General features: G+C 63.8%; 15 protein-coding genes and 1 pseudogene. 9 read left to right on the top strand and 7 right to left on the bottom strand.

Translation table 11 applies throughout. The features are described 5' to 3' along the window. Positions 1-61 precede the first annotated feature (61 nt). Together BL8807_RS11405 and BL8807_RS11400 are read left to right on the top strand one after the other, a co-directional pair. Positions 62-1,462 carry an RNA polymerase sigma factor gene (locus BL8807_RS11405; RefSeq protein ID WP_072725491.1) on the top strand — a complete coding sequence of 467 codons (1,401 nt, stop codon included), beginning with the start codon at positions 62-64 and terminating at the stop codon, positions 1,460-1,462. Positions 1,463-1,723: 261 nt separating this feature from the next. After that, positions 1,724-4,003, top strand: a complete 2,280-nt coding sequence (locus BL8807_RS11400; RefSeq protein WP_072725489.1) for a DNA gyrase/topoisomerase IV subunit B — start codon at positions 1,724-1,726, stop codon at positions 4,001-4,003. A 133-nt stretch (positions 4,004-4,136) separates the two neighbouring features. Here the strand turns inward: BL8807_RS11400 and BL8807_RS11395 are convergent, their stop codons facing one another. Beyond that, a complete protein-coding gene (locus BL8807_RS11395) occupies positions 4,137-5,420 on the bottom strand; it encodes a DUF4153 domain-containing protein (RefSeq protein ID WP_072725488.1) in 1,284 nt (427 codons plus the stop codon). Positions 5,421-5,878: 458 nt separating this feature from the next. Here BL8807_RS11395 and BL8807_RS11390 point away from each other — a divergent pair, with 458 nt between their 5' ends. Both BL8807_RS11390 and BL8807_RS11385 read left to right on the top strand, forming a co-directional pair. Continuing rightward, on the top strand, positions 5,879-6,457 hold the full coding sequence (locus BL8807_RS11390; protein ID WP_083570191.1) for a DUF2975 domain-containing protein: 579 nt from the start codon (positions 5,879-5,881) through the stop codon (positions 6,455-6,457). Further along, complete coding sequence (locus BL8807_RS11385) at positions 6,458-6,670, top strand: helix-turn-helix domain-containing protein (protein ID WP_072725486.1); 213 nt, start codon at positions 6,458-6,460, stop codon at positions 6,668-6,670. It begins immediately after the preceding gene. Positions 6,671-6,697: 27 nt separating this feature from the next. Here the strand turns inward: BL8807_RS11385 and BL8807_RS11380 are convergent, their stop codons facing one another. The 5 genes from BL8807_RS11380 to BL8807_RS11360 all read right to left on the bottom strand — a co-directional run bounded on the left by BL8807_RS11380 (position 6,698) and on the right by BL8807_RS11360 (position 14,348). Next, entirely contained in the window at positions 6,698-7,966 is a 1,269-nt protein-coding gene (locus BL8807_RS11380; protein ID WP_072725484.1) for an MFS transporter, read from the bottom strand. Positions 7,967-8,248: 282 nt separating this feature from the next. Further along, entirely contained in the window at positions 8,249-10,975 is a 2,727-nt protein-coding gene (gene adhE, locus BL8807_RS11375) for a bifunctional acetaldehyde-CoA/alcohol dehydrogenase (RefSeq protein WP_072725482.1), read from the bottom strand. A 41-nt stretch (positions 10,976-11,016) separates the two neighbouring features. After that, the gene (locus BL8807_RS11370; RefSeq protein ID WP_072725480.1) at positions 11,017-11,658 is read right to left on the bottom strand and encodes a DUF4867 family protein; all 642 of its coding nucleotides are present in this window, start codon (positions 11,656-11,658) and stop codon (positions 11,017-11,019) included. 197 nt (positions 11,659-11,855) lie between these two features. Further along, complete coding sequence (locus tag BL8807_RS11365) at positions 11,856-12,917, bottom strand: zinc-dependent alcohol dehydrogenase family protein (RefSeq protein ID WP_072725478.1); 1,062 nt, start codon at positions 12,915-12,917, stop codon at positions 11,856-11,858. Positions 12,918-13,211: 294 nt separating this feature from the next. Further along, positions 13,212-14,348, bottom strand: a complete 1,137-nt coding sequence (locus BL8807_RS11360) for an ROK family transcriptional regulator (RefSeq protein WP_072725477.1) — start codon at positions 14,346-14,348, stop codon at positions 13,212-13,214. 201 nt (positions 14,349-14,549) lie between these two features. Here BL8807_RS11360 and BL8807_RS11355 point away from each other — a divergent pair, with 201 nt between their 5' ends. From BL8807_RS11355 to BL8807_RS12225, 4 genes and pseudogenes are all read left to right on the top strand, one after another. Next, the gene (locus tag BL8807_RS11355; RefSeq protein ID WP_072725475.1) at positions 14,550-15,398 is read left to right on the top strand and encodes a helix-turn-helix domain-containing protein; all 849 of its coding nucleotides are present in this window, start codon (positions 14,550-14,552) and stop codon (positions 15,396-15,398) included. A 143-nt stretch (positions 15,399-15,541) separates the two neighbouring features. Beyond that, positions 15,542-16,729: an MFS transporter gene (locus BL8807_RS11350; RefSeq protein ID WP_072725474.1), complete on the top strand. Its 1,188-nt coding sequence runs from the start codon at positions 15,542-15,544 to the stop codon at positions 16,727-16,729. 238 nt (positions 16,730-16,967) lie between these two features. Further along, positions 16,968-19,379: pseudogene (locus BL8807_RS12230) on the top strand (DEAD/DEAH box helicase); the annotation flags it as partial. Then, positions 19,365-22,571 (top strand): Lhr family ATP-dependent helicase, encoded by a 3,207-nt coding sequence (locus BL8807_RS12225; protein WP_083570204.1) that lies wholly within the window; start codon positions 19,365-19,367, stop codon positions 22,569-22,571. The pseudogene BL8807_RS12230 and the gene BL8807_RS12225, both read left to right, overlap by 15 nt. Positions 22,572-22,595: 24 nt before the next feature. On the opposite strand, the gene BL8807_RS11335 is transcribed toward BL8807_RS12225, so the two are convergent. Continuing rightward, complete coding sequence (locus tag BL8807_RS11335; protein WP_072725470.1) at positions 22,596-25,319, bottom strand: DNA gyrase/topoisomerase IV subunit A; 2,724 nt, start codon at positions 25,317-25,319, stop codon at positions 22,596-22,598. A gap of 344 nt (positions 25,320-25,663) precedes the next feature. Between BL8807_RS11335 and BL8807_RS11330 the strand changes: the two genes are divergently transcribed. After that, positions 25,664-26,959, top strand: coding sequence for an alkaline phosphatase family protein (locus BL8807_RS11330; protein WP_072725469.1), 1,296 nt, complete (start codon positions 25,664-25,666; stop codon positions 26,957-26,959). Positions 26,960-26,991: the final 32 nt, after the last annotated feature.

The following is a 26,991-nucleotide window of genomic DNA, read 5'->3' as shown; positions in this document are numbered from 1 at the left end:
CCTTGCCAGAAGTGCGCCTTTATGGTATGTGCCGATGGCAGGAACACGCAGGAGGAAAGTTTTGGCCACGAAGGAAACGACGGCAACCAAGAACACGGCTGGTATGGATGAGGAGCTGACCTCCGCCGCCAAGAAGCCGGCCGCGCGCAAGACCTCCGCCTCTAAAAAGACCGCCGGAAGCAAGAAGACCACGGCCAAAACCGCCAAGAAGCCCGCGAACAACGACGTCGAAGCGATCGATGAGGCCGATCAGCTCGACGACGTCGACGATCTGGACGCCGATCAGGTGGACGACGTCGATCTGGACGTCGAGGATTTGGACGCCGACGACCTCGATGTCGCCGCCGACGACGACGTCGAAGTGGACGATGATCTGGACGCCGAGGATATCGACGAGGACGTGCCGGACGACGAGGACGAGGCCGAGAAGGCCAAGGTCCCCGAACGTCCGAAGGAGAAGGGCGCGTTCGTGCTGTCCGACGCGGACGACGAGGAGGATGCGCCCGTCCGTGCCGGCAATCCGAAGCGTCGTGTGATCGCCGCGGGCGCCACCGCCGACCCCGTCAAGGACTACCTGAAGCAGATCGGCCGCGTGAGCCTGTTGAACGCCGAACAGGAGGTCGATCTTTCCGAACGCATCGAGGCCGGTCTGTACGCGCAGCATCTGCTCGACACCGAAGGCGACACCATGGATTTCAAGCGCAAGCGCGAACTCAAGTGGGCGGCGTCCGACGGCAAGAAGGCCAAGGACCACCTCTTGGAGGCCAACCTGCGACTCGTGGTGTCACTGGCCAAGCGCTACACCGGTCGCGGCATGCTCTTCCTCGATCTCATCCAGGAAGGCAACCTCGGTCTGATCCGCGCCGTCGAGAAGTTCGACTGGAAGAAGGGCTTCAAGTTCTCCACCTACGCCACCTGGTGGATCCGCCAGGCCATCACCCGCGCCATGGCCGACCAGGCGCGCACCATCCGCGTGCCCGTGCATATGGTCGAAGTGATCAACAAGCTCAGCCGCGTGCAGCGTCAGATGCTGCAGGACCTCGGCCGCGAACCCACGCCCGACGAGCTGGCCCGCGAGCTCGACATGCCCGTCGAGAAGGTGCAGGAGGTGCAGAAGTACGGCCGTGAGCCGATTTCGCTGCACACCCCGCTGGGCGAGGACGGCGATTCCGAATTCGGCGACCTCATCGAGGACACCGACGCCATCGCCCCGTCCGACGCGGTCGCGTTCTCGCTGCTGCAGGAGCAGTTCAAGCAGGTGCTTGAGACCCTGTCTCCCCGCGAGGCCGGCGTGATCAAAATGCGCTACGGCCTTGAGGACGGCCAGCCCAAGACGCTCGACGACATCGGCCGCGTGTACGGCGTGACCCGCGAACGCATCCGCCAGATCGAGTCGAAGACCATGTCCAAGCTGCGCCACCCCTCCCGTTCGCAGACCCTGCGTGACTTCCTTGATCAATGATGAAAGCCGCCGTTTTCCTTCGGAAAACACAAGCGGCTTTCACGCGAGCCGGAAACAAGGAAAGCCCAGTGGGCTTTCCGCCGGCGGAGCCATCCTTATAACCCAACGCAGTACTGCCCCAACGGAGCCATCCATATAACAAACCGGCACCCACGGAAATCACCTCCAACCAAGCGAACCCAGCCCGGCCCACACCACCGGCCGGTTCCACCATGTCAGCAGTCGAGATACCTCGCATCGACCCCCACAAGATAGAGAGTTATGGCAACTGAAGAATACGGCGCCAAAGATCTGTCCGTCCTCGAAGGGCTGGACGCGGTGCGCAAACGCCCCGGCATGTACATCGGCACCACCGACTCGCAGGGTCTTATGCACTGCCTGTGGGAGATCATCGACAATTCCGTGGATGAGGCGCTGGCCGGATTCTGCACCGACATCGTCGTGACCCTGCATACGGACGGTTCTGTGGAGGTGGCCGACAACGGCCGTGGCATCCCGGTCGACAAGGAGCCGAAAACCGGCCTGTCCGGCGTGGAGGTCGTGCTCACCAAACTGCATGCGGGCGCGAAGTTCGGCAATTCGTCGTATAACGCGGTCGGCGGTCTGCATGGCGTCGGCTCGTCGGTGGTCAACGCGTTGAGCTCCCGACTCGAGGTCGAGGTGGACCGCGACGGCAAAACCCACCACATGTCGTTCCACCAGGGGCATCCGGGCGTGTATGAGGACGTCGATCCGGCACATCCCTCGCCCGACTCGCCGTTCAAGCGCACCCGCAAGAACAAGCCCACCGAGCTTGAGGTCATCGGCAAGGTGCCGCCCAAAACCACGGGCACGCGCATCCGCTACTGGTACGACCCGGAGATCTTCAACAAGACGGCTGAATTCTCCTACGAGCAGCTGGTCGACCGCGTGCGCCAGACCAGCTTCCTCGTGCCCGGCCTGAAAATCACCGTCATCGACGAAAACGTCCCCGAGAATTCCTCCGTCATTTCAGATGAGGCCGTCGACACCATTGCGGATGATGCTTCCCCTGTCATTCCGAGCGAAGTCGAGGAATCTCCCTCCCTCATTGACGACGACCCTTCCATCAGCGAAAGCGACGCCTCCGCAACCCCCACCGTCGTCGACGGCGCCTTCGGCAGACAGCCCGCCCATGAGCGCGTCGTGGAATTCCTCCACACCGGCGGCGTGAAGGATTTCGTCGACTTCCTCTCCAAAGGCGAGGCCATCTCCGACATCTGGCGCATCCAAGGCGAAGGCACTTACAAGGAGGAGACGCAGGCCGTGGGTGCGGGCGGCGAACTGCACGCCGAGGAGATCGAACGCACCTGCGGCGTCGACATCGCCCTGCGTTGGGTCAACGGCTACGACACCACGATCATGAGTTTTGTGAACATCGTGGAGACTCCTGGCGGCGGCATGCACGTCGACGGCTTCATGAACGCGATCACCAAGCAGATCCGCAAAACCGTCGAGGACAACGCGCGCAAGCTCAAGGTGAACCTCAAGGACTCCGCCATGAAGGTGGAGCGCGACGACATCCAGGCCGGTCTGGTGGCCGTGGTCACCGTGCGTGTGGCCGAACCGCAGTTCCAAGGCCAGACCAAGGACGTGCTCGGCACCGCTCAGGTCAAGCCGATCGTCACCCGTCTGACCGACAAGCAGTTCGGCGAGATGATCACCGGCTCCAAGCGCGGGTTCAAGGACCAGTCGGGCCGCGTGCTGGAGAAGATCGTCGGCGAGATGCACGCGCGCATCCAGTCGCGCAAGGCCAAGGAGGTCACGCGCCGCAAGAACGCGCTCGAATCCGCGTCCATGCCGGCCAAACTCTCCGACTGCCAGCCGGGCAACGACGATGTGGCCGAACTGTTCATCGTCGAGGGCGATTCCGCGCTCGGCACCGCCAAGGCCGCGCGCAACGCCGGTTTCCAGGCGCTGCTGCCGATCCGGGGCAAGATTCTCAACGTGCAGAAGGCATCGATCACGCAGATGCTCGGCAACAAGGAATGCGCGGCCATCATCCAGGTGGTGGGCGCCGGCTCGGGTCAGAGCTTCGACATCACGCAGTCGCGCTACCACAAGGTCATCATGATGACCGATGCCGACGTGGACGGCGCGCATATCCGCATCCTGCTGCTCACCCTGTTCTACCGCTACATGCGGCCGCTGATCGAGCACGGCTACGTGTACGCCGCCGTGCCGCCGCTGCACCGCATCGCGCTGACCGGCTCGCGCAAGGGCGAATACATCTACACGTATTCCGACGACGAGCTGGCCGTCAAACTGGCGGAACTCGACGCCAAGCATATCGGCTATAACGACGACATCCAGCGCTACAAGGGTCTGGGTGAGATGGACGCCGACCAGTTGGCCGACACCACCATGGATCCGCGCACGCGCATGCTGCGCCGCATCCGCATGGAGGACGCCGCCAACGCCTCGGCCGTCTTCGACCTGCTTATGGGCGATGACGTGCCACCGCGCAAGCAATTCATCGTCGACAATGCCGACGACTTCGACCGTTCCAAAATCGACACCTGACGGTTTTCGGTCATCCTGAGCGTAGGCCGTAGGCCGGAGTCGAAGGATCCCGCAGTCTGTGCGATGGCATGGAGGTTGTGCGATCCTGCGGCTCCGCCATGCTTCGCTTTAGGATGGCGAAGGGGCGCATCGGTCATATCGACGTTGGTGGTGTGAAGTTGATATTCCATGCGGCGATGACGTTGTCCGGATTGGCGAAGCCGATGATCAGCCACCATGCCAGCACCAGCACGAATCCGATGGTGATCAGCGGCAGACGTTCGACGAAGAGACGCACCAGAGCCAACACCAGCATGATGGCCAACACCACGATGAACGTCATCGACAGATACCGCAGCCAGGTCAGACCATAAGCTTGGATATACAAGGCAAGTCGCATGGCTGCGGATACGAGCATCACACCGGTGGCTGCGATAAGACCGATCTGCATGACAAGCAGTGGTATACGTCGTGGCGCGTAAGTCAGAATAAAACCGAATCCGATGAGATTGGCCGAGGCGACGAATATGAGTTGGAAGAATCCCGTGCGCGCATATTCGGCGTAGGTGTAACCATCCGGCAGACCATGCCCCACGAACAGGAACGTGAACTGTATGGCGCAGAACAGCAGATAGAACGCCAGTACGACACCGAGTACGACACCGCTGATCAATGGGTCGAATGGACGGCTGTGACGCGCCTTTTCGAGACTGGGCAACGTGGGTTCATGGTCGCGGGTGTCCACGCTGGCAAGAAGCGAGAACAGGAACGGCGCCGGAACCAGTATCACCATGGCATGCATGGTCAGGTCGCTCAGGTCGATATTCGACACGATATGGCTAAGCACATAGGAGAACACTTCGTCCGCTTCCATCAACAGCGGCACGACCACGATCAGAATGGGCACGCAGGTCAGCAACGCCACTCCGACGCGCCCCCAGAATCGCCGTAGCGACGTTCTGCCGTTTGCGTCTTTCGCGTCGGTGACGAAGGCGGTCGCATCCGAACATGTGCGGGCCAATATCGGCCAATGCGTGAACCATGAGAGCGTCCATCCGCGCAGCCAGTCGACGATGAGTTCCGATGGGCGATGGACGTTGAATTTTCCCGAGGAGAGTTGCAGAAAAACCATCAATGTCGCGGGCAGCATGACCAGGGCGGTTGTGATCGCATATGAGAGATTCGCCAGTGGGATGTGGAATGAGGCGGTTTGTGTGGTGGCTGTCATCAGCCAGATGCTCATGGCGAGGATTGCGGTGCCGGTGATCCACCACAAGGCCGTGCGGCGTGCGCGTGCGGCGAACAACGCCGCGCCTATCAGCGCGATGAGCGCGCACCAGCATCCCCATGACTGAAAAAGAGCGGTTTCGTCGCTGATTGAGCCGCTGACGAACAGCCGATTGAACAGCAGCGGAATGGCAAGAGCCGCCGCCAGCAACGCATAACGTCGTTTGGGTGGTATTGAGCGGGCGGTTTCCTCCCTTGATTTCGCCGCAGCCGTATGAGGTGTCGCGGAAGATGCCTTCGGATGGTCCGCATACGGGGCCGACGCAGTTGGCGGTTGTGGTTGGTTTGCGTCGGATAGCGTCTCGACGGGGTACGGTGCGGCGGTTTGATTCGGTGTGGCGACCTGGCTCGATGGATTGGTTGTGTTGGTTGCGCCGGTTGCGTTGGTCGCGTCGCATGGATGGTTGTCTGACATGCTGTCCCTCCTTCGTTCGGTTGCCGCCATCGTAAGCTATCGAAAAACGATAGATAGCAATCGAATGTCATTTCTTCACGGAAGTTGCATATCGATTTTCGATAGGTTATTATCGAAAATCGGCTATGGTGTCGTGTCGTGCGGCACCGGAACGTCTCTTGGGAATCTCAAAGGCGGCAGGAAAGGAACGCGATATGGAACGGATCCATCGATGGAGCGGAGGCGAGGCATCGGATGGCGCGCGAGATGAGCGGCATCCCGTCGCCATCGCCGTGCTGAAAGGCCTGGTCGTGCTGTTCGAGCTGCTGTGCCTTGCGGCGCAGTGCGTCATCGTGCCGTTGTCCGGCGAGGTGGTTGCCATGTATCCCGAAACCGCGCCGATGCGCTGGCCGTACACGGTGTTGGGAATCCTCGCCGTGGCGTGTTTCGAGATCGCGCTGGTCGGCTTGTGGCGGCTGCTGACGCTGGTGCGTCGGCGTGACGTGTTCTCAGGCAAGGCGATATGGCCCGTCAACCTCATCATTGGATGCGCCGGGGCGGAGGGTGTGCTGGTGTTCGTCGTGCTGCTGCTGTCCACGGTGCTGGAACCGCCATTGATCTGGGATTCGATCCAAAGCGCGTTTGTGCCCGCGGCGGTGGGCATGCCCGCGTTGTCGCTGGCGTTGGTTGTGGCGCTGTTGCTGATCGTCGCCTTCATCATGCTGATGCTGGTCATGCGCTCGCTGCTCGCGCAGGCGATCGCCCAGCGCGACGAGCTCGCGGTGGTGATCTGAATGACGATCCGTGTGAACCTCGACGTGATGCTCGCCAAACGCAAGATGAGCGTGAACGAACTGGCCGAACGCATCGGCATCACGCCGGTGAACGTGTCGGTGCTGAAAAACGGGCGTGCCAAGGCGATCCGCTTCTCCACCCTCGACCAGATCTGCGCGGCCTTGGACTGCCAGCCCGGCGACATCCTCGAATGGGTGGAGGGCGAGGAATAGCCGGGCGGCGGCCCGTGCCATGAAGGCTTAATCCATGATGAGGTGCGTGTGCCCGGCGTCGGGATTGTTGCGGTGGCGCATGTCGTGGATGATGACACCGACGAGAATGCCCGCGAACACGACGCCGTAAATGGGAAAGGGCGCGGTCGGCGCTTCGGAGCCGGTTGCCGCGGCGATAGCGCTCATGGAGATCGGTGCGAGGAACTGGCCGATATTGCAACCGATGAACACCAATGATGTCGCCAGTTGGCGGTGCCGTGGGGCGACGATGCGGTCGAGCGCGTCGAATACGTAGGGGAAGCACCATGTGGTGGGGAATCCGGTGAGCAGCACGCCGGCCATCACCATGGCGAAATTGCCGTCGGATAGGCTGATCAGCATATCGATGAGGATGTAACCGGCCAAGCCGATGTATAGCACGGCCTTGCCGATACGCCGCTTCGCCGCGCCGAACACGCATCCTCCCACAATGCCCAGCACCGGCAGCAGCGACAGCAGGAAGCTGGAGTTGTATCCCTCGCCTTGAATCGCGGTGGCGATGGCGGGAAACCGCACCGAAACGGCGAGGTTGTTGAGCATCTGCATAATGGCGAACAGCACCAACGCCCAAACGAAGGGGTTGAGCCTTTCGGCGCGTTTGTCGGCGACCGCGGAATCGGGCGGAAGGGCGTGCAACGACGCGACCTCTTCGGCCGATTCAATCGTTGATGCCGCCGACAGCGAGACGGCTGCCGCCGGGCGGTCGTCGGGCACGTGGATCCAGAAGAACGCGGCCACGGGAAAGGCGAGGAAGTAGATGGCGAAGGACCAATGCCATCCGAAATTGAGCAGCACGCCGGCCAGGAACGTCAGCGCCATCTGTCCCACGTTCTCCGCCGAGCTGCGCAGTCCCAGCATCGTCGACTTGGTCGCGCCGTCGTACAGTTCGTTGATGAGGCCGACGGCCAGCGCGTTGAACATGCCGAGACCCGCGCCCAAGGCGAGACGGGAGGCGAACACCACCGGGTAGTCGTCGGTGAACATCGGTACGACGCCGGCCGCGCCGACGATCAGCAGTCCGATGAACACCGTGCGTTTCATACCGATGCGCCCGGCCAACCATGTGGCGATGACGATGAAGATCGCCACGGCGAAATTCGGCAGCGTGGAGAGCATCTCGTTCTGCGAGGCCGTGACGCCCAGACTGGCCTGCATGAAGGGCAGCGCGCCGTTGATGGCGGGGGAACCGAGCAACAGCATGGAGATGGAGAGGACCGCCGCCTTCGTCGCGACGGAATTGGGGTTGCGATTCGTCATTGAATCGGCCTTTCTGAATTGGTGGGAGAGAGAGGATGCCGCCGTCATGCCGAGCAGAGGCGTAAGCATCTCAGTTGTTGGGATCCTTCGACTCCGGCCTGACGGCCTTCGCTCAGGATGACGTTGATAATGGCCGTTCGTCATGCTGAGCGAAGTGCAACGGAGGCGCAAGCATCTCAGCGGTCTGAGAGATTCTTGCGCCTCGGCTGCGCCTTCGCTCAGCATGACGAAGAGAAGAAATCGTTCCCGCTCAGGATGATGATGTGCGCGGGAGCGGATTCGTCAGCGCTCGGACGCCTCTTCGGTGGCCTCCACGCCCTCGCGTTCGACGCGGATCGCATGACCCTCGGCCTGGGAGACGCCATAGTAGGCGGCCACGGCGATGTCCTTCATATCCTCGATTTGCGGGATGCGCGGGTTCGCCGGAGTGCACTGGTCCTCGTAGGCGCGCATGCCGGCCTGGTCGAGCACGCTCCAGAACAGATCCTCGTCCACGCCGCAATCCTTAAAACTCTTGTTCATGCCGAGCTTGTTGTCGCGGTAGTCCTCAAGCGCCGAGGCGAGGCTTTCCACGCCCTGTTCCGCAGTGGCTGCCTTCAGACCGAGGTTTCTGGCGATGTCCTGATAGCGTTCGGCGGCCACGTACTTGCCGTACTTCGGCCAGCTGGTCGGCTCTTTGGGAATCTGCCCGTTGTAGCGCACCACATACGGCAGCAGGATCGAATTCGTGCGGCCGTGGGCGATGTGCAGCAGCGCGCCCAGCGTGTGCGCCATACCGTGGCACATGCCCAGCATCGCGGAACCGAAGGCCATGCCGGCCATGGTGGCGGCGTTGTGCATCTTCTCCTGCGCACGGGTTTTCTGCGCGCCCGGCTCGGCGTTCACCGACACATGCAGATTGTCCCAGATGAGCTTTGAGGCGTGCAGGGCCAGTCCGTCGGTGAAGTCGTTCGCGTACACGGAGACGTACGCCTCGATCGAATGGGTCAGGGCGTCGAATCCGGAATCGGAGGCGAGACGGCGCGGCTGGGTGCGGGCCAGCACCGGATCGACGATGGCGACCGACGGGGTCAGCGCATAGTCCGCAATCGGATATTTGTAGCCGGTCTTATGGTCGGTGATCACGGCGAACGGGGTCACTTCGGAGCCGGTGCCCGACGAGGTCGGCACGCAGATCAGACGGGCTTTGGCACCGAGCGCGGGCAGCTTGAACGCGCGCTTGCGGATGTCGAAATACTTCTCCCGGATGTCGGAGAACTCGATCTCCGGGTGCTCGTAGAGCAGCCACATGATCTTCGAGGCGTCCATCGGCGAGCCGCCGCCGATGGCGATGATTGTATCGGGCTGGAATTCGTCGCGCATCATGGCGGCGCCGCGTTGCACGGTCTCCACGCTCGGTTCCGGCTCCACATAGTCGATGATGCGGTATTCGACATGGTTGGCGCGCAGCCGCAGCTGCTCGATGGCCTTGTCGACGATGCCGAGCTGCTCCATGACTTTGTCACATACGATCACCACACGGTTCACGCCCGGGGTGTCGCGCAGATACTTGATGGCGTTCGGTTCGAAGTAGGTCTTCGGCGGGATTTTGAACCACTGCATGTTGTTGTTCCTCCGGGTGATGCGCTTGACGTTGATGAGATTCACGGCCTGCACGTTGCCGGACACGCTGTTGCCGCCGTAGGAGCCGCAGCCCAAGGTGAGCGACGGGGCGATGGAGTTGTAGATGTCTCCGATGCCGCCCAGGGAGCTCGGCTGGTTCCAGATGATGCGGCAGGCGTGCATGCGGGTGCCGTACTCGCGCACCAGATCCTCGTCGTCGGTGTGGATGGCGGCGGTGTGGCCGGCACCGTGCACAAGCATCCGCTCGCACATCTCAAATGCTTGTTCTTTGGTGTCGGCTTTAAGGAACGCCTGAATGGGGGAGAGCTTCTCCATGGTCAGCGGCTCCAACTCGCCGACCTCCTTGCATTCGGCGGCCAGAATCGTGGCGTCATCGGGAATCTCGAAGCCGGCCTGGCGGGCGATCCACTGCGGGGATTTGCCGGGAACGATGGCGTTGAGTTTGGTCTTCTGATCGGGACTTTCGTAAGCGGCCACACCGAAGACGAACCTTTCGAGCTTGGCCTTCTCATCCGCGTTCACGAAGTAGGCCTTGCGTCGCTTGAGCTCCTTGACCAGCGGCGCGTAGACGTCCTTATGCGCGATGACCGCCTGTTCGGTGGCGCAGATCATGCCATAGTCGAAATGCTTGGAGAGCACCAGATCGTTGGCCGTACGTACGATGTCGGCGTCCGGCGCGATATAGGCCGGGGCGTTGCCGGCGCCCACGCCGAGGGCGGGCTTGCCGGAGGAGTACGCGGCCTTGACCATGCCCGGGCCGCCGGTGGCCAGAATGGTCGCCACACCCGGGTGCTTCATCAGCGCGCCGGTCGCCTCGATGGAGGGATGCTCGATCCACTGGATGCAGTCGGCCGGAGCGCCGGCCTCGACCGCCGCGTCGCGCACGATGCGGGCCGCCTCCGCCGAGGAACGCTGCGCGCCGGGGTGGAAGCCGAACACGATCGGACAGCGGGTCTTCAAGGCGATCAGCGACTTGAAGATCGCGGTGGAGGTCGGGTTGGTGACCGGGGTCACGCCCGCGACCACGCCCACGGGCTCGGCGATCTCGACGATGCCGTCCACGTCGTCGTCGTTGATGACGCCGACGGTGCGCTGCTTGGCGAGATGGTTGGTCACATGCTCGCAGGCGAACAGGTTCTTGGTGGCCTTGTCTTCCACAAGACCACGGCCGGTCTCCTCGACGGCCATCTTCGCCAGCACAAGATGCTTGTTCAGCGCGGCTACGGAGGCCTTGGCCACGATATGGTCGACCTGCTTCTGGTCGAGCTGTTCAAAGGCTTTGAGCGCGGTCTGCGCCTTGGCGACGAGGACGTTGACCTCGTCTTCGGCGGAAGGGTTGGAGGTCGCGGCCTGGGCGGGCGCGGCGCCTGACGGGCGTGCGGTCATGGGTGGTTTTCCTTTCAGACTTGTTGATGCGGTGCCGAAAATCAGTCGAGGTCGGTGAGGATGTCGAGGTTCTTGCCGGTCAGGCCGACGAACGCGCCGTCGTTGGCCGCCTCGGGGGAATCCGGGTGGGCGAGCAGCCACTTGTTGCGGGCGAACAGGGTCTCGTCCTCATTGTTGTTCTCGCGGATACGCGGGCGGTCGGTGTTGGTTCCTTTGACCAGCACGATCGCCGTGTGGAAGGTGCCGTCGGCGCGGGCCGGCGCGTAATGCATGGTCGTCTCGTAGTAGAGCACGGCCTCGCCCTTCTTGACGAGGAAGGCCTCGACGTCGTCGGTGTCGAGCGTGTTGTCCTCGGTCACCTGCTCTTTTTTGGCGAGCATGAGGATGATGTCGTCGGCGGCCACCAGCGCTTCGATGCCGCGGTGGCGTTCCAGGCAGTTGAGGGTGGTGTTGGTGCCGTTGCAATAGCCGGCTTGGATCTCCAATCCGCCGAACAGGCGGTCGCGCAGGTCGTAGAACACGGGCAGGGATTCGAGTTCGGGCACGCTGGGCACGTAGACGACGCCGTCCTCAGGAGCGTCGGTGCCTTCCAATACGCGGATCATCTGCTCGAAGTCGTAGCCTGACGGCAGGGGCATGCCGTAGGGGATGAATGCGTCGTCATGGATGGAATGCAGAATCATGGAAACCTCGTTGTTCGGATGGTGGGGTGGGCGTTTCGGCCCAAGGCATGGAAAAGGCGATGGAACGGCGTTGGCGACCGTCCCATCGCCCGGGGTTGTTCGCTCAAGGAAAGTGTGGTGGGGCTCCCGCCCGACTTATGCGGGAAACCAAGGAGAGTCGGGCGGAAGCGGTGATGGTCTCAAAGGGTGGGCGCGGCTTACTTGAGTTCCTCGTCGAAGCAGACAGCGACCTTGCCGCACTCGCCGGAGGCCATGAGCTCGTAAGCCTTGTCGGCCTCCTGGATGGGGAAGCGGTGGGTGACGAGGTCCTCGGGGTGGATGCCCCAGGCGACGAGGTTCTCGACCAGGGTCTCCATGCGGGCGAGGCTGGTGACCCAGGAGCCGTAGATGGTCTTCTGGCCGTGCAGCATGTCCGGGCTCGGCGTGAGATTCACGGTGCCGCCTTCGCCGACGAAGGCGATCTTGCCCCAGGCGCGGGTGGCGCGCACCGCGTTGGCGCGGGCCGGGGCTGCGCCGGAGGTGTCGATGGCGCGTTCGACGCCCTGTCCGCCGGTCAGATCGAGCACCTCCTGCACATTGTTCTCGCCGGGCTCGAGCACCACGTCGGCCAGGCCGAGCTTCTTGGCCAGTTCGATGCGGTAGGGATTGGATTCCACTCCGATGAGCTTCTTGGCGCCGAGGGCCTTGCACAGCATCAGCGTGGCCAGTCCGACCGGGCCGAGGCCGGTGACGAGCACCGCGTCGTTGCCGGAGACGCCGATCTTCTCGATGCCCTCGTAGGCGGTGCCGAAGCCGCAGGCCACCTGCGCGCCGTCGGTGTAGGTCAGCGAGTCGGGCAGGGCGATGAGGTCGCTTTCGTCGGCGACGACATACTCCTCCATGCCGCCGTCGCGCTGCCATCCGTAGGCCGCGCGCTCGGGGGAGGAGCAGGAGATCTGGTAGCCCATGCGGCAGTCATGGCAGAAGCCGCAGCCGTGGATGTGGTAGACGATGGTGCGGTCGCCGGGCTTGAAGTGGGTGGCGCCGGGACCGACCTCGACGACCTGGCCGCACGGCTCGTGGCCGGCGACGACGCCCTGATATCCTTCCGGGCCCTTGCCGGTATGCTCGCGGTAGATGGCGCGGATATCGGAACCGCAGATGGTGGAGGCCTTCATCTTGAGCAGCACCTGGCCATAGCCTGGCGTGGGGATCGGGATCTCCTTGAGCTCCACCGTGCTGTTTCCGGGCAGATATCCGCCGAGCATCGTTCCTTGCATCGTAACTCCTTTGTTGGTGATGAGTTTCACTGCCGTAGGACTTTTATTAAGTACCTAACGTAAGTTCAGTGTAAAACCAAATGGAAACGAATGTCTATGGAACTAACCCGTGGTTTATGAGCGATTATCCGCGGTATGTGACAATCTTGAATGAACCGACGGATGCAAGTGCCGTTCGTCGGAGCGGGCCGCCGCGAACAAAGCCGAAAAGCGGAAGGCGGCCGTTCCGTGTGTGGAAACGGCCGCCTCCCGCCACGCCGGCGATGGCTGAACGTGAATCGCGCAAGCCCCGTCCTATCGCAGGCCGGTGATCTCCTCGACGAACCGACGGATGTAATGCAGCGCCGCGCCGAGCGCGCTGCGGTCGTCGTCGCTGGCCCGCACGGTGATGCGCACGTCGTCGTCCCCGAACGGGCTCAACGTCAACGCGCGCTGGCGCAGATCCTCCACGTCCGATGCTGTGAAACGGCCTGCGATGTCGCCGCCGATGATTACGTCGTAATCCAGCAGGGTGCGCATATTGCGTATGGTCTGGGCCACGTCGTCGAGATAGCGGTCGAAGGCTTTGACGTGGGCGCGCTCGCCGTCGCGCACGGCCGCGAAGAACTCGTCTACCGTCTCGTCGTATCCTCCGGTCAGCCCGCGGGTGGAGCAGTAGGCGTCCACGCATCCCTTCTGCCCGCAGTAGCAGCGTTCGCCGTTGGGCACCAAGGTCATGTGTTCGCAGTTTCCGTTGCGTAGCCGGTTGCCCAGATCGACCCGGCCCGATGCGATGATGGCGCTTCCGACGTGTTCGTTCAGGAACAGGCACAGCGTGTCGTCCATGTCGGGGGCGAGCCAGATCTCGGCGGCCGCCGCGGCGGCGGCGTCGTGGATGAGGTGGCAGGGGTAGGGCAGCACGCTGGCGAAGCGGTCCGCGGTCATGCCGGTGTTGCCGAGGATGCCTCCGAAGGTGACCTGCTCGCCGTCGGGGGAGACCCGTCCCTGAACGGCGAACGAGACGCCGAGCACGGCGTCCCGCGTCAGGCCCAGCGCGTCGATGAATTCGGTGATGGCCGCCGCCGCCCGTCGGTAGTACGTGTCGTCGTCATGGTAATCCAGCGGGGCGCGCGTGCTCATGATGCGTGTGCCGAACAGGTCGAAGGCCGCGATGGTCAGGTCCGCGCTTTGCACGGAAACGCCGATCGCTGCGCGCGCGTCGGCGCAGAATTCATAGGTGCGCGCGCGTCGGCCTCCGGTGGATTCGAAATAGCCGTTGCGTGTGACGAGTCCCTCGCGTTCCAAGTCGTTGAGGTTCTGCGTGATGGTGGGCAGGCTGATGGGCAGCGCGTCGGCGATGTCCTGCCGGGAGCCCTGCCGGTGCTTGTATAGATAGTCGAGGATGAGCGCCCGCCGTTGCGCGCTGGCTTGGGTGGTCGTCGGATGGTCCACTGTCGTTCCTTTCGTGGTGCCATGGCGGTGTGGGGCCCGTTCCGTGGTTTGTGCGCGGTGTGCCGCGTCCCGTGCTGTTTTGGGTTGGTGTGCCTGTGTTCCATGATACACTTACGTCAAGAACTTATGTAAAGTCTTTAATGTAAGTGGGCCGTGTTTATAGAATCAAGTGCCGATTCGCGCCTGTCGAAAGGGGGATTGGTGGAACGTTCGGCGTTCAACCTGATGCGTCCCTCGCGTCACGCGTCTGGTCTGCGGTTCGCCTGTTGCGGCATTGCGCAGGAGGCTCCGGATCTGCGGTTTCCCGGAGTCGCCGGCTCGCGATGTTCGGTGGTGGTCGTTGTGGAGGGCAGGCTCGAACTATTCTGCGGGGGAGTGCGCTACCGGTTGGGGGTTGGGGACGGTTTCGTCATCCGCCCGGATGCCGCCGTGGTGTGCCGTCCGTATGGCGACGGTGATTCACGGTGCCTGCTGTGGGGGTTCGACGGCGATGCGGAGTATTACCTGTCCGCCCTTGGTCTGGGGAGCGGACATGACGTGTTCCATGTGCGGGATTGCCGCCCATTGCTCGATCTGACGGATAAAGGTCTGCGGCATGTCGGCGGCGGGGTGGTGGATGAGCTGAGGCTGCATGCGCTGGCGCATGAGTTCGTGGTCGCGCTGTCCGGCGAACTGGAGGTGAACGACGCCCTCGCCAGGCGTGAGGTGGCGGCGTCGAGGTCTGAGGCGGTGGATCTGGCCATGCGGTATATCGCGGCGAACTACGCCGGACGGTGTTCCGTGGCGGAAGTGGCCGCGTATTGCGGCGTGGACCGCAGCCATCTGTCGCGGGAATTTCGTCATGAGGTGGGGATGACGGTGAAGGAGTGCGTCGACCGTTTGAGGATCGCCAAGGCCTGCGATCTGCTGGCCTTCACGGCGATGAGCGTGTCCGCCGTGTCTCGCGCGTGCGGATACGGCAGCGCCGATGCGTTCGAAGCCCGGTTCAAATCCGCGTGGGGCATGACTCCGGGATCGTTCAGACGTAAGGCGGATGACCGTTTTACGTAAGGTCACGATACGTTTCGGCGGAGGAGAGGGCAGGGATCCGTCGTTGCGAATTTGCGCTCGCCTTGCATGTCGCTTTGGAAAACATGTTTGAATGACATCGTTATCATCCATTGGTGCGATACGTGCAGAAGCGAGGGCGAGTCGTGGTCAACCTGTTGTTGGCGGTAATCTACGTGGCGTTCATCAGTCTGGGGCTGCCGGACTCCTTGCTGGGGGCGGCCTGGCCCACCATGCGTCAGGATCTCGGCGTGCCCGTCTCATGGCAGGGCGGCATCTCGATGATCATCTCCGCCGGCACCATCCTCTCCGCGTTGATGAGCGACCGCATGACGCTCAGATTCGGCGCGGGCAAGGTCACCGCCGTATCGGTGGGCATGACCGCGGCCGCGCTGTTCGGCTTCTCCGTCGCTCCGAACTATTGGGTGCTGCTGCTCATCGCCATCCCGTACGGCCTTGGCGCCGGCGGCGTCGACGCGGCGTTGAACAACTACGTCGCCATCCACTACAGCAGCCGACATATGAGCTGGCTGCACTGCATGTGGGGGCTCGGTGCCTCGATCGGCCCGTACTTCATGAGCTTCGCGCTGCTCAACGGCCAAGGTTGGCCGTGGGGGTACCGTTACATCTCCATCCTGCAGGTGGTGCTCACCGCGATTCTGGTGTTCAGCCTGCCGTTGTGGAAAACGCGTGACGCGGGAGCCGCCGCTGATGAGAACGATGCCAAGGGGTCGTCGGAATCCGCCTCGACGAAGCCTTTGGGGCTCGGGGAGGTGCTCGCCATCCGCGGTGCCAAAGAGATCATGATCATGTTCTTCTGCTACTGCGCGGTCGAGACCACTGCCGGACTGTGGGCCAGCAGTTATATGGTGATGCATGTCGGCATCGACAAGACCACGGCCGCCAGCTGGGCCAGTCTGTTCTATGTCGGCATCACCGTGGGGCGTGCGCTGAGCGGTTTCATGACCATGCGGTTCTCCGATCCGGCGATGATCCGTATCGGCCAGGCCACGGTGGCTCTCGGCATCGTGCTGATGGTGTTGCCCCTGCCCAACCATATCGGTGTGATCGCAGGCTTGGTGACGGTCGGTCTCGGCTGCGCTCCGATCTACCCGTGCGTCATCCACTCCACGCCCGCGTATTTCGGTGAGGACAAATCGCAGGCCATCGTCGGCGTGCAGATGGCCAGCGCCTATGTCGGTTCGCTCGCCGCTCCGCCGCTGTTCGGTCTGATCGCGCAGTATGTGTCGATCTCGCTGTATCCGCTGTATATGTTTGTGATTCTTGTGTTGATGGTCGTGATGCACGAACGCCTGCGCAAGCTGCGCGGCTAGCTTCGCGCCTGTGCGCGCCGCTCGGCGGAGATGGCGCGCGGGCCGCGGGTGCGGCTGATGCCTCCGACCTCGGATGCGAGGTTCGTCGATGGGCGATGGTGTGGGTCGCGGGTGCGGATTGAATCGTCGGCGTCGGGCCGGGTTGCCGTTTTTGTGCCGTCGGGCCTGATGGGTGGACCGTTCGAAGGCGACGCGCAGACGCTAGCCAAGATGACGGGCACGCTCTACAATCGAACATATGTACGATTGCATGGATGCGTTCGCCGAGCCCACCCGGGCATGGTTCGTCCATGCGTTCGGCGAGCCCACCGAGGCGCAGCGGCGGGCATGGCCGGTCATCCGCTCGGGTGCCAATGTGTTGGTCATCGCGCCCACCGGATCGGGCAAAACTCTGGCCGCCTTCCTCTCCGCCATCGACAGGCTGATTGCAGGGCCGGCACATGCGGACGATGCCATCGACGCCGGGGCCGACGATCCGAATGACGGGTCGCGGACGAAACCGACGAATCGGTCGTCGACCACGATGTCGCGGCGGAGCCATCGGGAACCGCGCCGCGGTGTGCGGGTGCTGTACGTGTCCCCGTTGAAGGCGTTGGCTGTGGACGTGGCGAAGAACCTCGAACGGCCGTTGTCGGGCATCGTCGAGACCGCCGGGGCAATGGGATTGTCGGCTCCATCCGTCACCGTCGCCACACGCAGCGGCGACACCACGCCGGCCGAACGACGCCGCATCGCCTCGCATCCGCCGGACATCCTCGTCACCACGCCCGAATCGCTGTATCTCATACTCACGTCAAAGGCGCGTGACGTGCTGGCGACGGTCGACACGGTGATCGTGGACGAGGTGCACGCCGTGGCGGGCACCAAGCGCGGCGCGCATCTGGCGCTCAGTCTCGAACGTTTGGACGAGCTGGTGAACCAGTCTCAACGCGGTTGCGGCGCGGAATCCGGTCAAAGCGATCGCGCTGATGAAACGGAGCCGCAGAGGATTCGGCGCGTGCAGCGCATCGGCCTGTCCGCCACAGTGAAACCGCCCGAGGAGGTGGCGCGGTTTCTTGCGGGATCGCAGCCGGTGGAGATAGTCGACTCCGGTTGCGCGCCTGATATGGATTTGAGAATCGTCGAGCCCCTTGCCGATATGCGCGACCTGCAATCGGCGAATGTGAAGCATCGCGCCGGCGGCGTCGACGCGCAGCGTCGACATGAACCCGAGATTTCCGGGGTCACGCCGGCTATGCGTCGGCTGGCGGAACGACAAGGCCATGCTTCGCGCAAAGGATTGTCCAAAGCGGACGGCGATGGCATCGGCTATCAGGCCATCGTCGGAGCGGCGGGCGACGGCATGGGCGGCATGGGGTCGCCCGCGGACGGCCAGGCCGGCTCGATATGGCCCGTTGTCGAACGCAGCGTGCTCGAGGAGATCCTCGCACACAAAACCACACTGGTGTTCGTCAACTCGCGCGGCCTCGCCGAAAAACTCACCACCCGCCTCAACGACCTCTACGTGGACACCATCGCCCCGTCTCGTTATTCCGACAAAGATGGCGTTTCCTCTCGTCATTCCGAGCGGAGCGCAGCGCAGTCGAGGAATCCCGACACCGGCTCGCCGGAAGGCCGCTCGTCGTTTGCGCAACACTATGATGCCGTGGTCGGCGGCACCACACAGCTGGTCCATTCCCACGAGGCAGTCGACGTGATCGCCATGGCGCACCATGGGTCCGTGTCCAAGGACCGTCGCAAACGCATCGAGGACGATCTCAAAAACGGTCGTCTGCGCTGCGTGGTGGCGACCAGCAGTCTGGAACTCGGCATCGACATGGGCTCGGTCGATCTGGTCATCCAGATCGCGCCGCCGTTAAGCGTCTCCAGCGGACTGCAACGCGTCGGCCGCGCCGACCATCGCGTGGGCGGCGTCTCGCACGCCCTGTTCTACCCGTTGACCCGCGAACAGATCATCGGCTCGGCCGCCAGCATCGAAGCCATGCGGGCCGGAGATATCGAACCGACCCACGTGCCCCGCAACCCGCTCGACATCCTCGCCCAGCACACGGTGGCCACCGCGTCGATGGACGACCTCGACGCCGACCATTGGTTCGAGATCGTCCGGCGTGCCGCACCCTTCGCCGATCTCGAACGCGGCGTCTTCGACTCGGTGATGGGCATGATGACCGGCGCCTACAACAGCGAGGATTTCTCCGCGTTCCGTCCGCCGCTGATGTTCAACGAGGATTCCGGCTTGATTTCCGCCCGCCCCGGAGCCCAGCGGCTGGCCGTCACCTCGGGCGGCACGATTCCCGACCGTGGACTGTATACCGTGGTGCTGCCCGAAGCCGACGCGGGCAAAGGGCCGCGCCGCGTGGGCGAACTTGATGAGGAGATGGTCTACGAATCGCGCGTCGGCGATGTGATCACGTTGGGCACCTCCACATGGCAGATTCAGGAGATCACCCGCGATCGCGTGACGGTGTTGCCCGCGCCCGGACGCACCGCGAGACTGCCGTTCTGGCATGGCGACGGCAACGGGCGCGACGCGGCCTTCGGACGAACCAAAGGCCGATTCCTTCGCGAAACCAGCGCCGCCCTCATCCTTGGGTCTCCAGACCGCGACCCAGCTTCTTCCCGTCCTCCTGAGGAGATGCTTCGACTCCGCTGCACTCCGCTCAGCATGACGAATAAACATCATCAACGTCCTTCCGAACAGAGCACAGCTTCTTCTTGTCATCCTGAACAGAGCACAACCTCTTCCTGTCATCCTGAGCGAAGCGCAGCGGAGTCGAAGGATCTCTCCCCGCGATTCTCCGAATCCACCGAACAACGCCTTATCGCCGACGGCCTCGACCGCAACTCCATCGACAATCTTGCCGCGCTGCTCGCCGAACAGCGAGCCTGTACCGGCGTGGTGCCCAACGACCGGCATCTCGTCATCGAACGCTGCCCAAGCGAGGAAGGCGGCTGGCAGGTCATCCTCCATTCGCCGTACGGGCGGCGCGTCCACGAGCCTTGGGCCATGGCCGTAAGCCACCGCATCAAACAGCGCTACGGATTCGACGGCCAGACCTATGCCGCGGATGACGGCATCATTCTCCGATTGCCGGATGGCGTGGCGGTCGGCGAATCCCTGTCTTACGGTGAGACGTCTGCGGACACCGCAGCCGCCGACGTCTCTTATGCCGGCCAAGACCGGCCGTTATCCGATGGCTTGTCATCCTCATGGCTGCACGACCTGTTCCTGTTCGACGCGGACGAACTGACGCGCGATGTGGAGACGCAGGTTGGGGAATCGGTGCTGTTCGCCGCGCGGTTCCGCGAATGCGCGGCGCGTTCGCTGTTCCTGCCGCGCACCGATCCAGGCAAACGCGTGCCGCTGTGGCAGCAGCGTCTGTGTGCCGCGCAGCTGCTCAATGCCGCGCGCACCCGACGCAACTTCCCATTGCTGCTGGAAACCGCGCGCGAATGTCTGCAGGACGTCTACGATATGGCCGCCCTACGCGAGCTCATGACCGGACTCAACGCCGGAACCATCGCGCTGGGGGAGGCGGAGACGCAGCGTCCCTCGCCGTTCGCGGAGAACCTGCTGTTCGGCTACGTCGGCCAAGTGATGTACCAGTATGACGTGCCGCAGGCCGAACGCAGCGCGCAGTTGCTGTCGATCGACCCCGAAGTGCTGGAACGTTTGCTGGGAAGCGCCGATATGACCAGCGTGCTCGACGGGCAGGTCATCACGCAAGTCGAAGCGGAACTCGCCTCACGCACGTTCTGGAACGACCTTGAACCCTCCGACGTGGCCGGCCGCATCGCACGCTTCGCCAAAACCCATGGGCCCTTCACCGCCGATCAGGTGATGCGCGAGCTGGATTTGGACGCCTCGACCGTCGTCCGCACGCTCGACGAGCTCACCATGCGCGGCGAACTGCTGCACGGCCGCTTCACGGCCCAATCCATGCCAGGAGAGTCGGGGAAGACTCACGCGGACGCCGGGGGAACAGGTGCCGATTGGCGTGGCGGTGGCGGTCTGTGTGTGGCGTCCGGGAGGGCCCACGCGGATGCCGGGGGAACGGGCGGCTTGGTGGAAACGAAGACCTCGCAATCACACGCCACGGAACCATATGCCAAGGATTCGCATGTCTCGGCATCACATGCAGCGGATTCGCAACCCGACCAATGGCTGCACAAGGAGGTGTTCCGTCGCATCCGTTCGCGCTCGCTCAAAAAGGCGCGCGAATCCGTCAAACCAGTGGACGTCTCGACCTTCCAAACCTTCCTGCTTGACCGGCAGGGCGTCGGTCCGGTCGGAGGCGAACGGTACGAGGGCATTGACGGATTGATGCGCGTTATCGAACAGTTGGAAGGCGTGGCGCTGCCGGCGTCCGTATGGGAACGCAGCGTGTTCCCGGCCCGCGTGCGCGATTATAGGCCCGCGCTGCTCGACGAGCTCATCACTTCCGGCGATGTGGTCTGGATCGGATCCCAATCCGGTGTCAAGCCCAAGGAACGAGCCAAAGAACCCGGGTTGGTGTCGTTCCATCCTGCGGATTCGCCATTGCCGGAACGGTTCGGTCACCGCGACAGACGCGCCGCCGCCGGCGTGGGGACTCTGCCCGACGCGATCGAAGACGTGCTGTCGTCGTCGGGCGCGTATCGCGCCGAGCAGCTGGCGGACCTGTCGCGCAAGCGTTGGGAGGAGATATCTCCCGAAGTGGATTCCGACACCGGTGAGCTCGTCGGCAAGGCATGGTCGGACAGTCAATTCGAAGAGGCGCTCTGGTCGCTGGTCTGGCAAGGAAGGGTGACTAACAGCTCATTCGCGCCGGTGCGGGCGTTGGATGCCGGCACACGAGCGGCACGAGCCCCTTCAAGGGCCTCCCGCAGACATACTCGTATGACGCCGGCCGTTCCTCTCAATATGACGGGCCTATGGATGGCCGTGGACGGCGCTGATGGTTCCGAGGTGGATGATCGGTCGGATGGGGCGGTGATCCGTGCCACCGGCATGTCGCCTGAGGCGGTGCGGAGCTTCGCCGCAAGTGGGAATCCCGGTGCCGATGGTCTCAATGCCAGTGAGACTGGGCCGTCGACGGGTAGCTCCGATAGGAGACGGCCCTCATCACGACCTGAACAGGTGGCGATCGCGCGTGTCGAGGCCCTGCTGGACCGCTACGGGGTGGTCGCTCAGCCGCTTGTGGACAAGGAGAACCTGCCGGGAGGCTTCTCCGCGCTCTACCCGGTGCTGAGGCGTATGGAGGAGCACAGCACGCTGGTGCGCGGCATGTTCGTCAAAGGGTTCGGCGCGGCCCAATTCGCCTCCAAAGAGGTGGTCGACGTGCTGCGCCAATCGACGGAAGGCCATGTCGAATCGGCAGTGGCGTTGAGTGTGCTCGATCCCGCGAATCTCGCCGGATCTGCGGTGGCCTGGCCTGACGTGCCCGCGGGCGCGACCAAACCGATCCGTCGCGCCGGCGGCGTGGTCGTCATCGCAGCTGGTCGACCGGTCGCCTATGCCGCGGTCAAATCCAAACACCTCACCATATTCGGAGAATCGACCGGGCAGGGCGGTGAGGGCGGCGAGAACCTTGAGAACCGCGAAAAGCATGAGGACGGCGAGACTGTCGAGAACCGTGAAAACCGCGAACACGGCGAGAATGTCGAAAACCGCGAACACGACAATCTTCTGCGGCGTGCCTTAAGCGAACTCACGTACGCCTTGCGGCGCGACAGTCCCATCGGCAGCATCACGTTCTCCGATGCGAACGGCGAATCGTTCGCCGGAGGCAACCCTTATACGCGGATGCTCCGACTGGTGGGGTTCACGCTCACGCCGCAAGGCATGAAGCTGTATCGCTGATGCGATACGGCGTGAGCGGCCGCGTCAGCCGATGAAGGCGATGGGGGTGGCGAGGTCGGTTCCCGAACCGTCGCGGCGCATATCCGGCTTGGGCAGTTCGACGGGGGAGTTGCCCTCGCTCGACGCATGCAGCGGGTAGGCGCCCACCCATGCGAGGATCAGCGTGTTCTGCCCCTTCAGAAAGCGTTGCGAACGCACGCCGCCGGTGCCACGGCCCTTGGTCGGGTACATCTCCAACGGCGTGACCTTCGCGGCGCCGTTCTCGGTGCCGGGCAAAGCCTCGGAATCGCCGGCCACGGTCAGCACCACCGCGCCGGACGCTGAGGACAGGCCGTTCTCACCCTCCTCGTACACCCAGGCGATCTTGCCCGCGGGCACCACGTTGAACGCGGCCACCTGCTCGCCCTCGGCCAGACGGATGCCGGCCATGCCGCCGGCCGTGCGGCCTTGCGGACGCACATTGCTTGCCTCGAAGGTCAGCAGCGAGGAGTCCGTGGCGATGAACACCAGACGGTCCTCATCCTCGGCGGGGGCGGCGAACAGCGCCACATCGCCATCCTTCAGATCGATGATCGGCCACGAATCCATCGTGGTGGGCGACTCGCGGTTCCACCGCTTGACCACGCCGCCCCGCGTGCCGATCGCCAGCGGCGGCAACGCGGCCGGCTCGCCGGAAGCGGTTTCGGAGGTTTCGGCGCCTTCACTCTCATCGGAGGCGGATTTCGCCGGCTCCATCGCGATGGCGGTGATCACCTTCTCGCCCGGTACCGGATCGGTGCTTTCGGTCATGCCGATGAGCTCGTCCGCCTTCACGCCGCCGGTCAACGCCAACGTGGCCGACGCGGGCAACGCTGGCAGGTCGGCCACATGGGCCAGTACCAGACGTCCCGCTGAGGTCACCAGACCGTAGGAGGCGCGGGTTGAGGTCGGGAAGATGGAGACGATCTGGTCGTCGGCCACACGCTTGTCGGAGGCGGAACGCGTTTCGAACACGTCCATCGCGCTGGGCGTGGTGCGCGCGATCAGACCGGAGGCGCTCATCATCACCACGCACGGCTCGTCCTCGATCTTCAACGCGCCCGCGAGCAGCGCGTCCTCGCCGCTCTTCTTCGCGGCCTGCGCGGCGGCCTCCACATCGGCGGCCGCAGACGACACGGTCCGCGCCGAACGCACGGCCTCCATCGCGGATGCGGACACGCTGGAATCGCCTTCGACGGCCACGGGGGTCAGGGCGCCGTCCTCGCCCGCGTCCAGCAGCACCGTGCGGCGCGGCGAACCGTATTTGGCGGCCGCCTCGTCCATCTCACGCACCACCACGGCGTCCAGCTCCGCCTCGGAGGAGAGGATGCGGTCGAGCTCCTCGATGCGACGCTTCAACTCGTCACGCTCGGCCTCGAGCTCGATGCGGCTCATACGGGTCAGACGGCGCAGACGCAGGTCGAGAATGTACTGGGCCTGGATCTCGTCGAGGTCGAACACGGCCATCAGTCGTGTTTTGGCGGCGTCCGCGTCGTCGGAGGAGCGGATCACCTGGATGACCTCGTCGATGTCCACCATGGCGAGCAGCAGGCCGTCGACCAAGTGCAGGCGTTCCAACGCCTTCCTGCGGCGGTATTCGCTGCGCCTGCGGATCACCACGCGACGGTGGTCGATCCACACCTGCAGCATCTCCTTCAGCCCCATGGTGTGCGGGCGGCCCTCGACCAGCGCCACATTGTTGATGGCGAAGTTGTCCTGCAGCGGCGTGTGCTTGAACAGCTGCACCAGCACCGCGTGCGGGTCGAAGCCGGTTTTGATTTCGATGACGATGCGCGTGCCGTTATGGCGGTCCGTCAAGTCGATCGCGCCGGAGATGCCCTCCAGTTTGCGGTTCTTCACACCGTCGGAGATGCGTTCCAGAACCTTCTCCGGCCCCACCATATAGGGCAGTTCGGTCACGACGATCGCCTTCTTGCGGGCGGTCACGTTCTCGACATGCGTGGCGGCGCGCGTAGTCAGCGTGCCACGGCCCGTCGCATACGCCTCGCGGATGCCGTCACGGCCGATGATGATGCCGCCGCCCGGCCAATCCGGCCCAGGCACGCGCCGCATCAGCTCCTCCAAAGAGGCGTCGGGATTCGCCATCAGATGCTTCGCTGCCGACACCACCTCGCCGAGATTATGCGTGGCGAGATTCGTGGCCATGCCCACCGCGATGCCCGAACCGCCGTTGACCAGCAGATTCGGAATCGCCGCCGGCAGCACGGTCGGCTCCTTGAGCTTGTTGTCGTAGTTCGGTGTGAAATCGACGGTGTCCTCGTCGATATCGGCGTTCATGCCCAACGCGGCCGGTCCCAGTCGCGCCTCGGTGTAGCGGGAGGCCGCGGGGCCGTCGTCGAGCGAGCCGAAATTGCCGTGGCCGTCGACCAGCGGCAGACGCATGGCGAAGGGCTGCGCCAGACGCACCATGGCCTCGTAGATCGCGGAATCGCCGTGTGGATGGAGCTTACCCATCACCTCGCCGACCACACGGGCGGACTTCATGTACGGACGGTCCGGAGTGAGGTTCATCTGGCCCATCTGGTAGACGATGCGTCGCTGCACCGGCTTCATGCCGTCGCGGGCGTCGGGCAGGGCACGCGCGTAGATCACCGAATACGCGTATTCGAGGAATGATTTGCTCATCTCCTCGTTCAACGGCGTTTCGACGATATGCTCCTTGACCGTACGCGGGTCATAGGCCGGCTGGGCCGGTTTGCGTGATGCCATATGCGCTCCCTCAGTTCGAACAACCGCCCCATAATACCGTCAACATGCCCCAAAGCCGCGAATCGGCGACAACGGGGGTGTCCGAAACACCCCGCGTAAAGACCGATGTCGAGTCTGGTGCGTCCGATGGGTGGGAATGTGCGCGACTCCAAGTCTAGGACCCGCGCAAATGGCGCAATGGTCGACGGCGAGACCATCCACTATGCTTCGCAGCGCCAGGATCCGTGCAAACGGCGCAATGGCGCGGCGGCCGGTTCGAAGTGCACGCAGCCGCGCGCATCGAACCCGGCGATCGCCCGTAACGGTTCCCTCGGAGGGAGGTCGTTGTGCTTGAATGTGGGATTATGAGCGTCGAAGTGCCGGAAATGGAAGAACTATTGCGTTTGGTGCCCACCGCGCAATATGGGGATGCGTCGCCGGGCGATTCGCATGAGAATTCCCATGGCGGTCACCATAGCGAGTCGTCGCATGCGCCGCGAGGTGCGTCCCAAGGGGAGTTCCGCGGCGGCGCGCTGCACCTGTCGTCGCTGCTGCCCGCCGTGTCCTCCGCCATCGGACACCCGATCGCCACCGCTGTGCACTCAGATCCGCGCCATTTGCAGGCCGCGCTGGGCCTGCCCGACGTGAAATCCGCCATCGTCGTGCTGGTGGACGGACTGGGCTACTGGAACATCGCCATGAGACTGGGCCACGCGCCCACATTGCGTTCGCTGATGAACGACGCCGCCAACCAGCGTCCCATCTCCACATGCGCGCCCAGCACCACGGTCGCCGCGATGGCCACCTTCGGCACCGGCACCTGCCCCGGACTGACCGGCATGACCGGCTACACGCAGAAGAACCCCCTCACCGGCCAGCTCAGCCAGCTCATCCAATTCAAAGAGGCGTTGGAACCCGCCGACCTGCAGCGCCAACCCACCGTATTCGAACGGCTGCGTGAACGCGGCGTGCGCGTCACCAGCTCGGGCCTGCCCAAATTCGCCAACTCACCGCTCACCCAGGCCGCGCTGCGCGGCTCCGACTACATCGGCAGCGTGACGCCGCGCGACCGCGTGCTCGCCGCCTGCAAGTCCGCCTCGGCCCCCGGCCTGAGCTACCTGTACATCCGCGACGCCGACAAGGTCGGACACAACTACGGCTGGAACTCCGACCAGTGGATCGCCGCCTTCGAACGCATCGACGCGCAACTGGGGCTGCTGCGGCGCAGCGCGCCCGCAGGCACGCTGATCCTGATCACCGCCGACCACGGCATGGTCGGCGCCGACCCCGCCGAACGCATCGACATAGCCGAAGAGCCGCGTCTGTCCCAAGGCGTGGAACTCGTCGGGGGAGAGCCCCGTTCGGTGATGCTGTACGCGGATCGGAACACCTCCGCCGACGAATTGGCCGCGCGATGGACGGAATTCCTCGGCGACAGGGCTCTGGTGCGCACCAAAACGCAGGCTATCGAACAGGGGGTGTTCGGAGCTGTGGACGCGCGCGTGCTGCCGATGATCGGCGACGTGCTCGTGCAGGCCACGGGCGCGGTCACCATCGTCGATTCGCGCTCGCAGGCGGAGAAGGCCACGCGACTGCCCAGCGTTCACGGCTCGCAGACGCGTTTGGAGATGGACATCCCCTGTCTGGTCGACGTGGTGTGAGCGGGCTCTTTTCTCGTTTACGCGGATGGAAT

It is taken from the genome of Bifidobacterium lemurum (genome assembly GCF_014898175.1).
Lineage (GTDB): Bacteria > Actinomycetota > Actinomycetes > Actinomycetales > Bifidobacteriaceae > Bifidobacterium > Bifidobacterium lemurum.
This window is presented reverse-complemented; position numbering and strand designations above follow the sequence as displayed.

Excerpts from the sequence above, each read along its gene's own strand:
- BL8807_RS11390 (WP_083570191.1), top strand. The coding sequence starts at position 5,879 with ATGGAACGGATCCATCGATGGAGCGGAGGCGAGGCATCGGATGGCGCG.
- BL8807_RS11385 (WP_072725486.1), top strand. The coding sequence starts at position 6,458 with ATGACGATCCGTGTGAACCTCGACGTGATGCTCGCCAAACGCAAGATG.
- BL8807_RS12225 (WP_083570204.1), top strand. The coding sequence starts at position 19,365 with ATGCTTCGACTCCGCTGCACTCCGCTCAGCATGACGAATAAACATCAT.
- BL8807_RS11330 (WP_072725469.1), top strand. The coding sequence starts at position 25,664 with ATGAGCGTCGAAGTGCCGGAAATGGAAGAACTATTGCGTTTGGTGCCC.
- BL8807_RS11400 (WP_072725489.1), top strand. The coding sequence starts at position 1,724 with ATGGCAACTGAAGAATACGGCGCCAAAGATCTGTCCGTCCTCGAAGGG.
- BL8807_RS11380 (WP_072725484.1), bottom strand. The coding sequence starts at position 7,966 with ATGACGAATCGCAACCCCAATTCCGTCGCGACGAAGGCGGCGGTCCTC.
- BL8807_RS11370 (WP_072725480.1), bottom strand. The coding sequence starts at position 11,658 with ATGATTCTGCATTCCATCCATGACGACGCATTCATCCCCTACGGCATG.
- BL8807_RS11335 (WP_072725470.1), bottom strand. The coding sequence starts at position 25,319 with ATGGCATCACGCAAACCGGCCCAGCCGGCCTATGACCCGCGTACGGTC.
- adhE (WP_072725482.1), bottom strand. The coding sequence starts at position 10,975 with ATGACCGCACGCCCGTCAGGCGCCGCGCCCGCCCAGGCCGCGACCTCC.
- BL8807_RS11365 (WP_072725478.1), bottom strand. The coding sequence starts at position 12,917 with ATGCAAGGAACGATGCTCGGCGGATATCTGCCCGGAAACAGCACGGTG.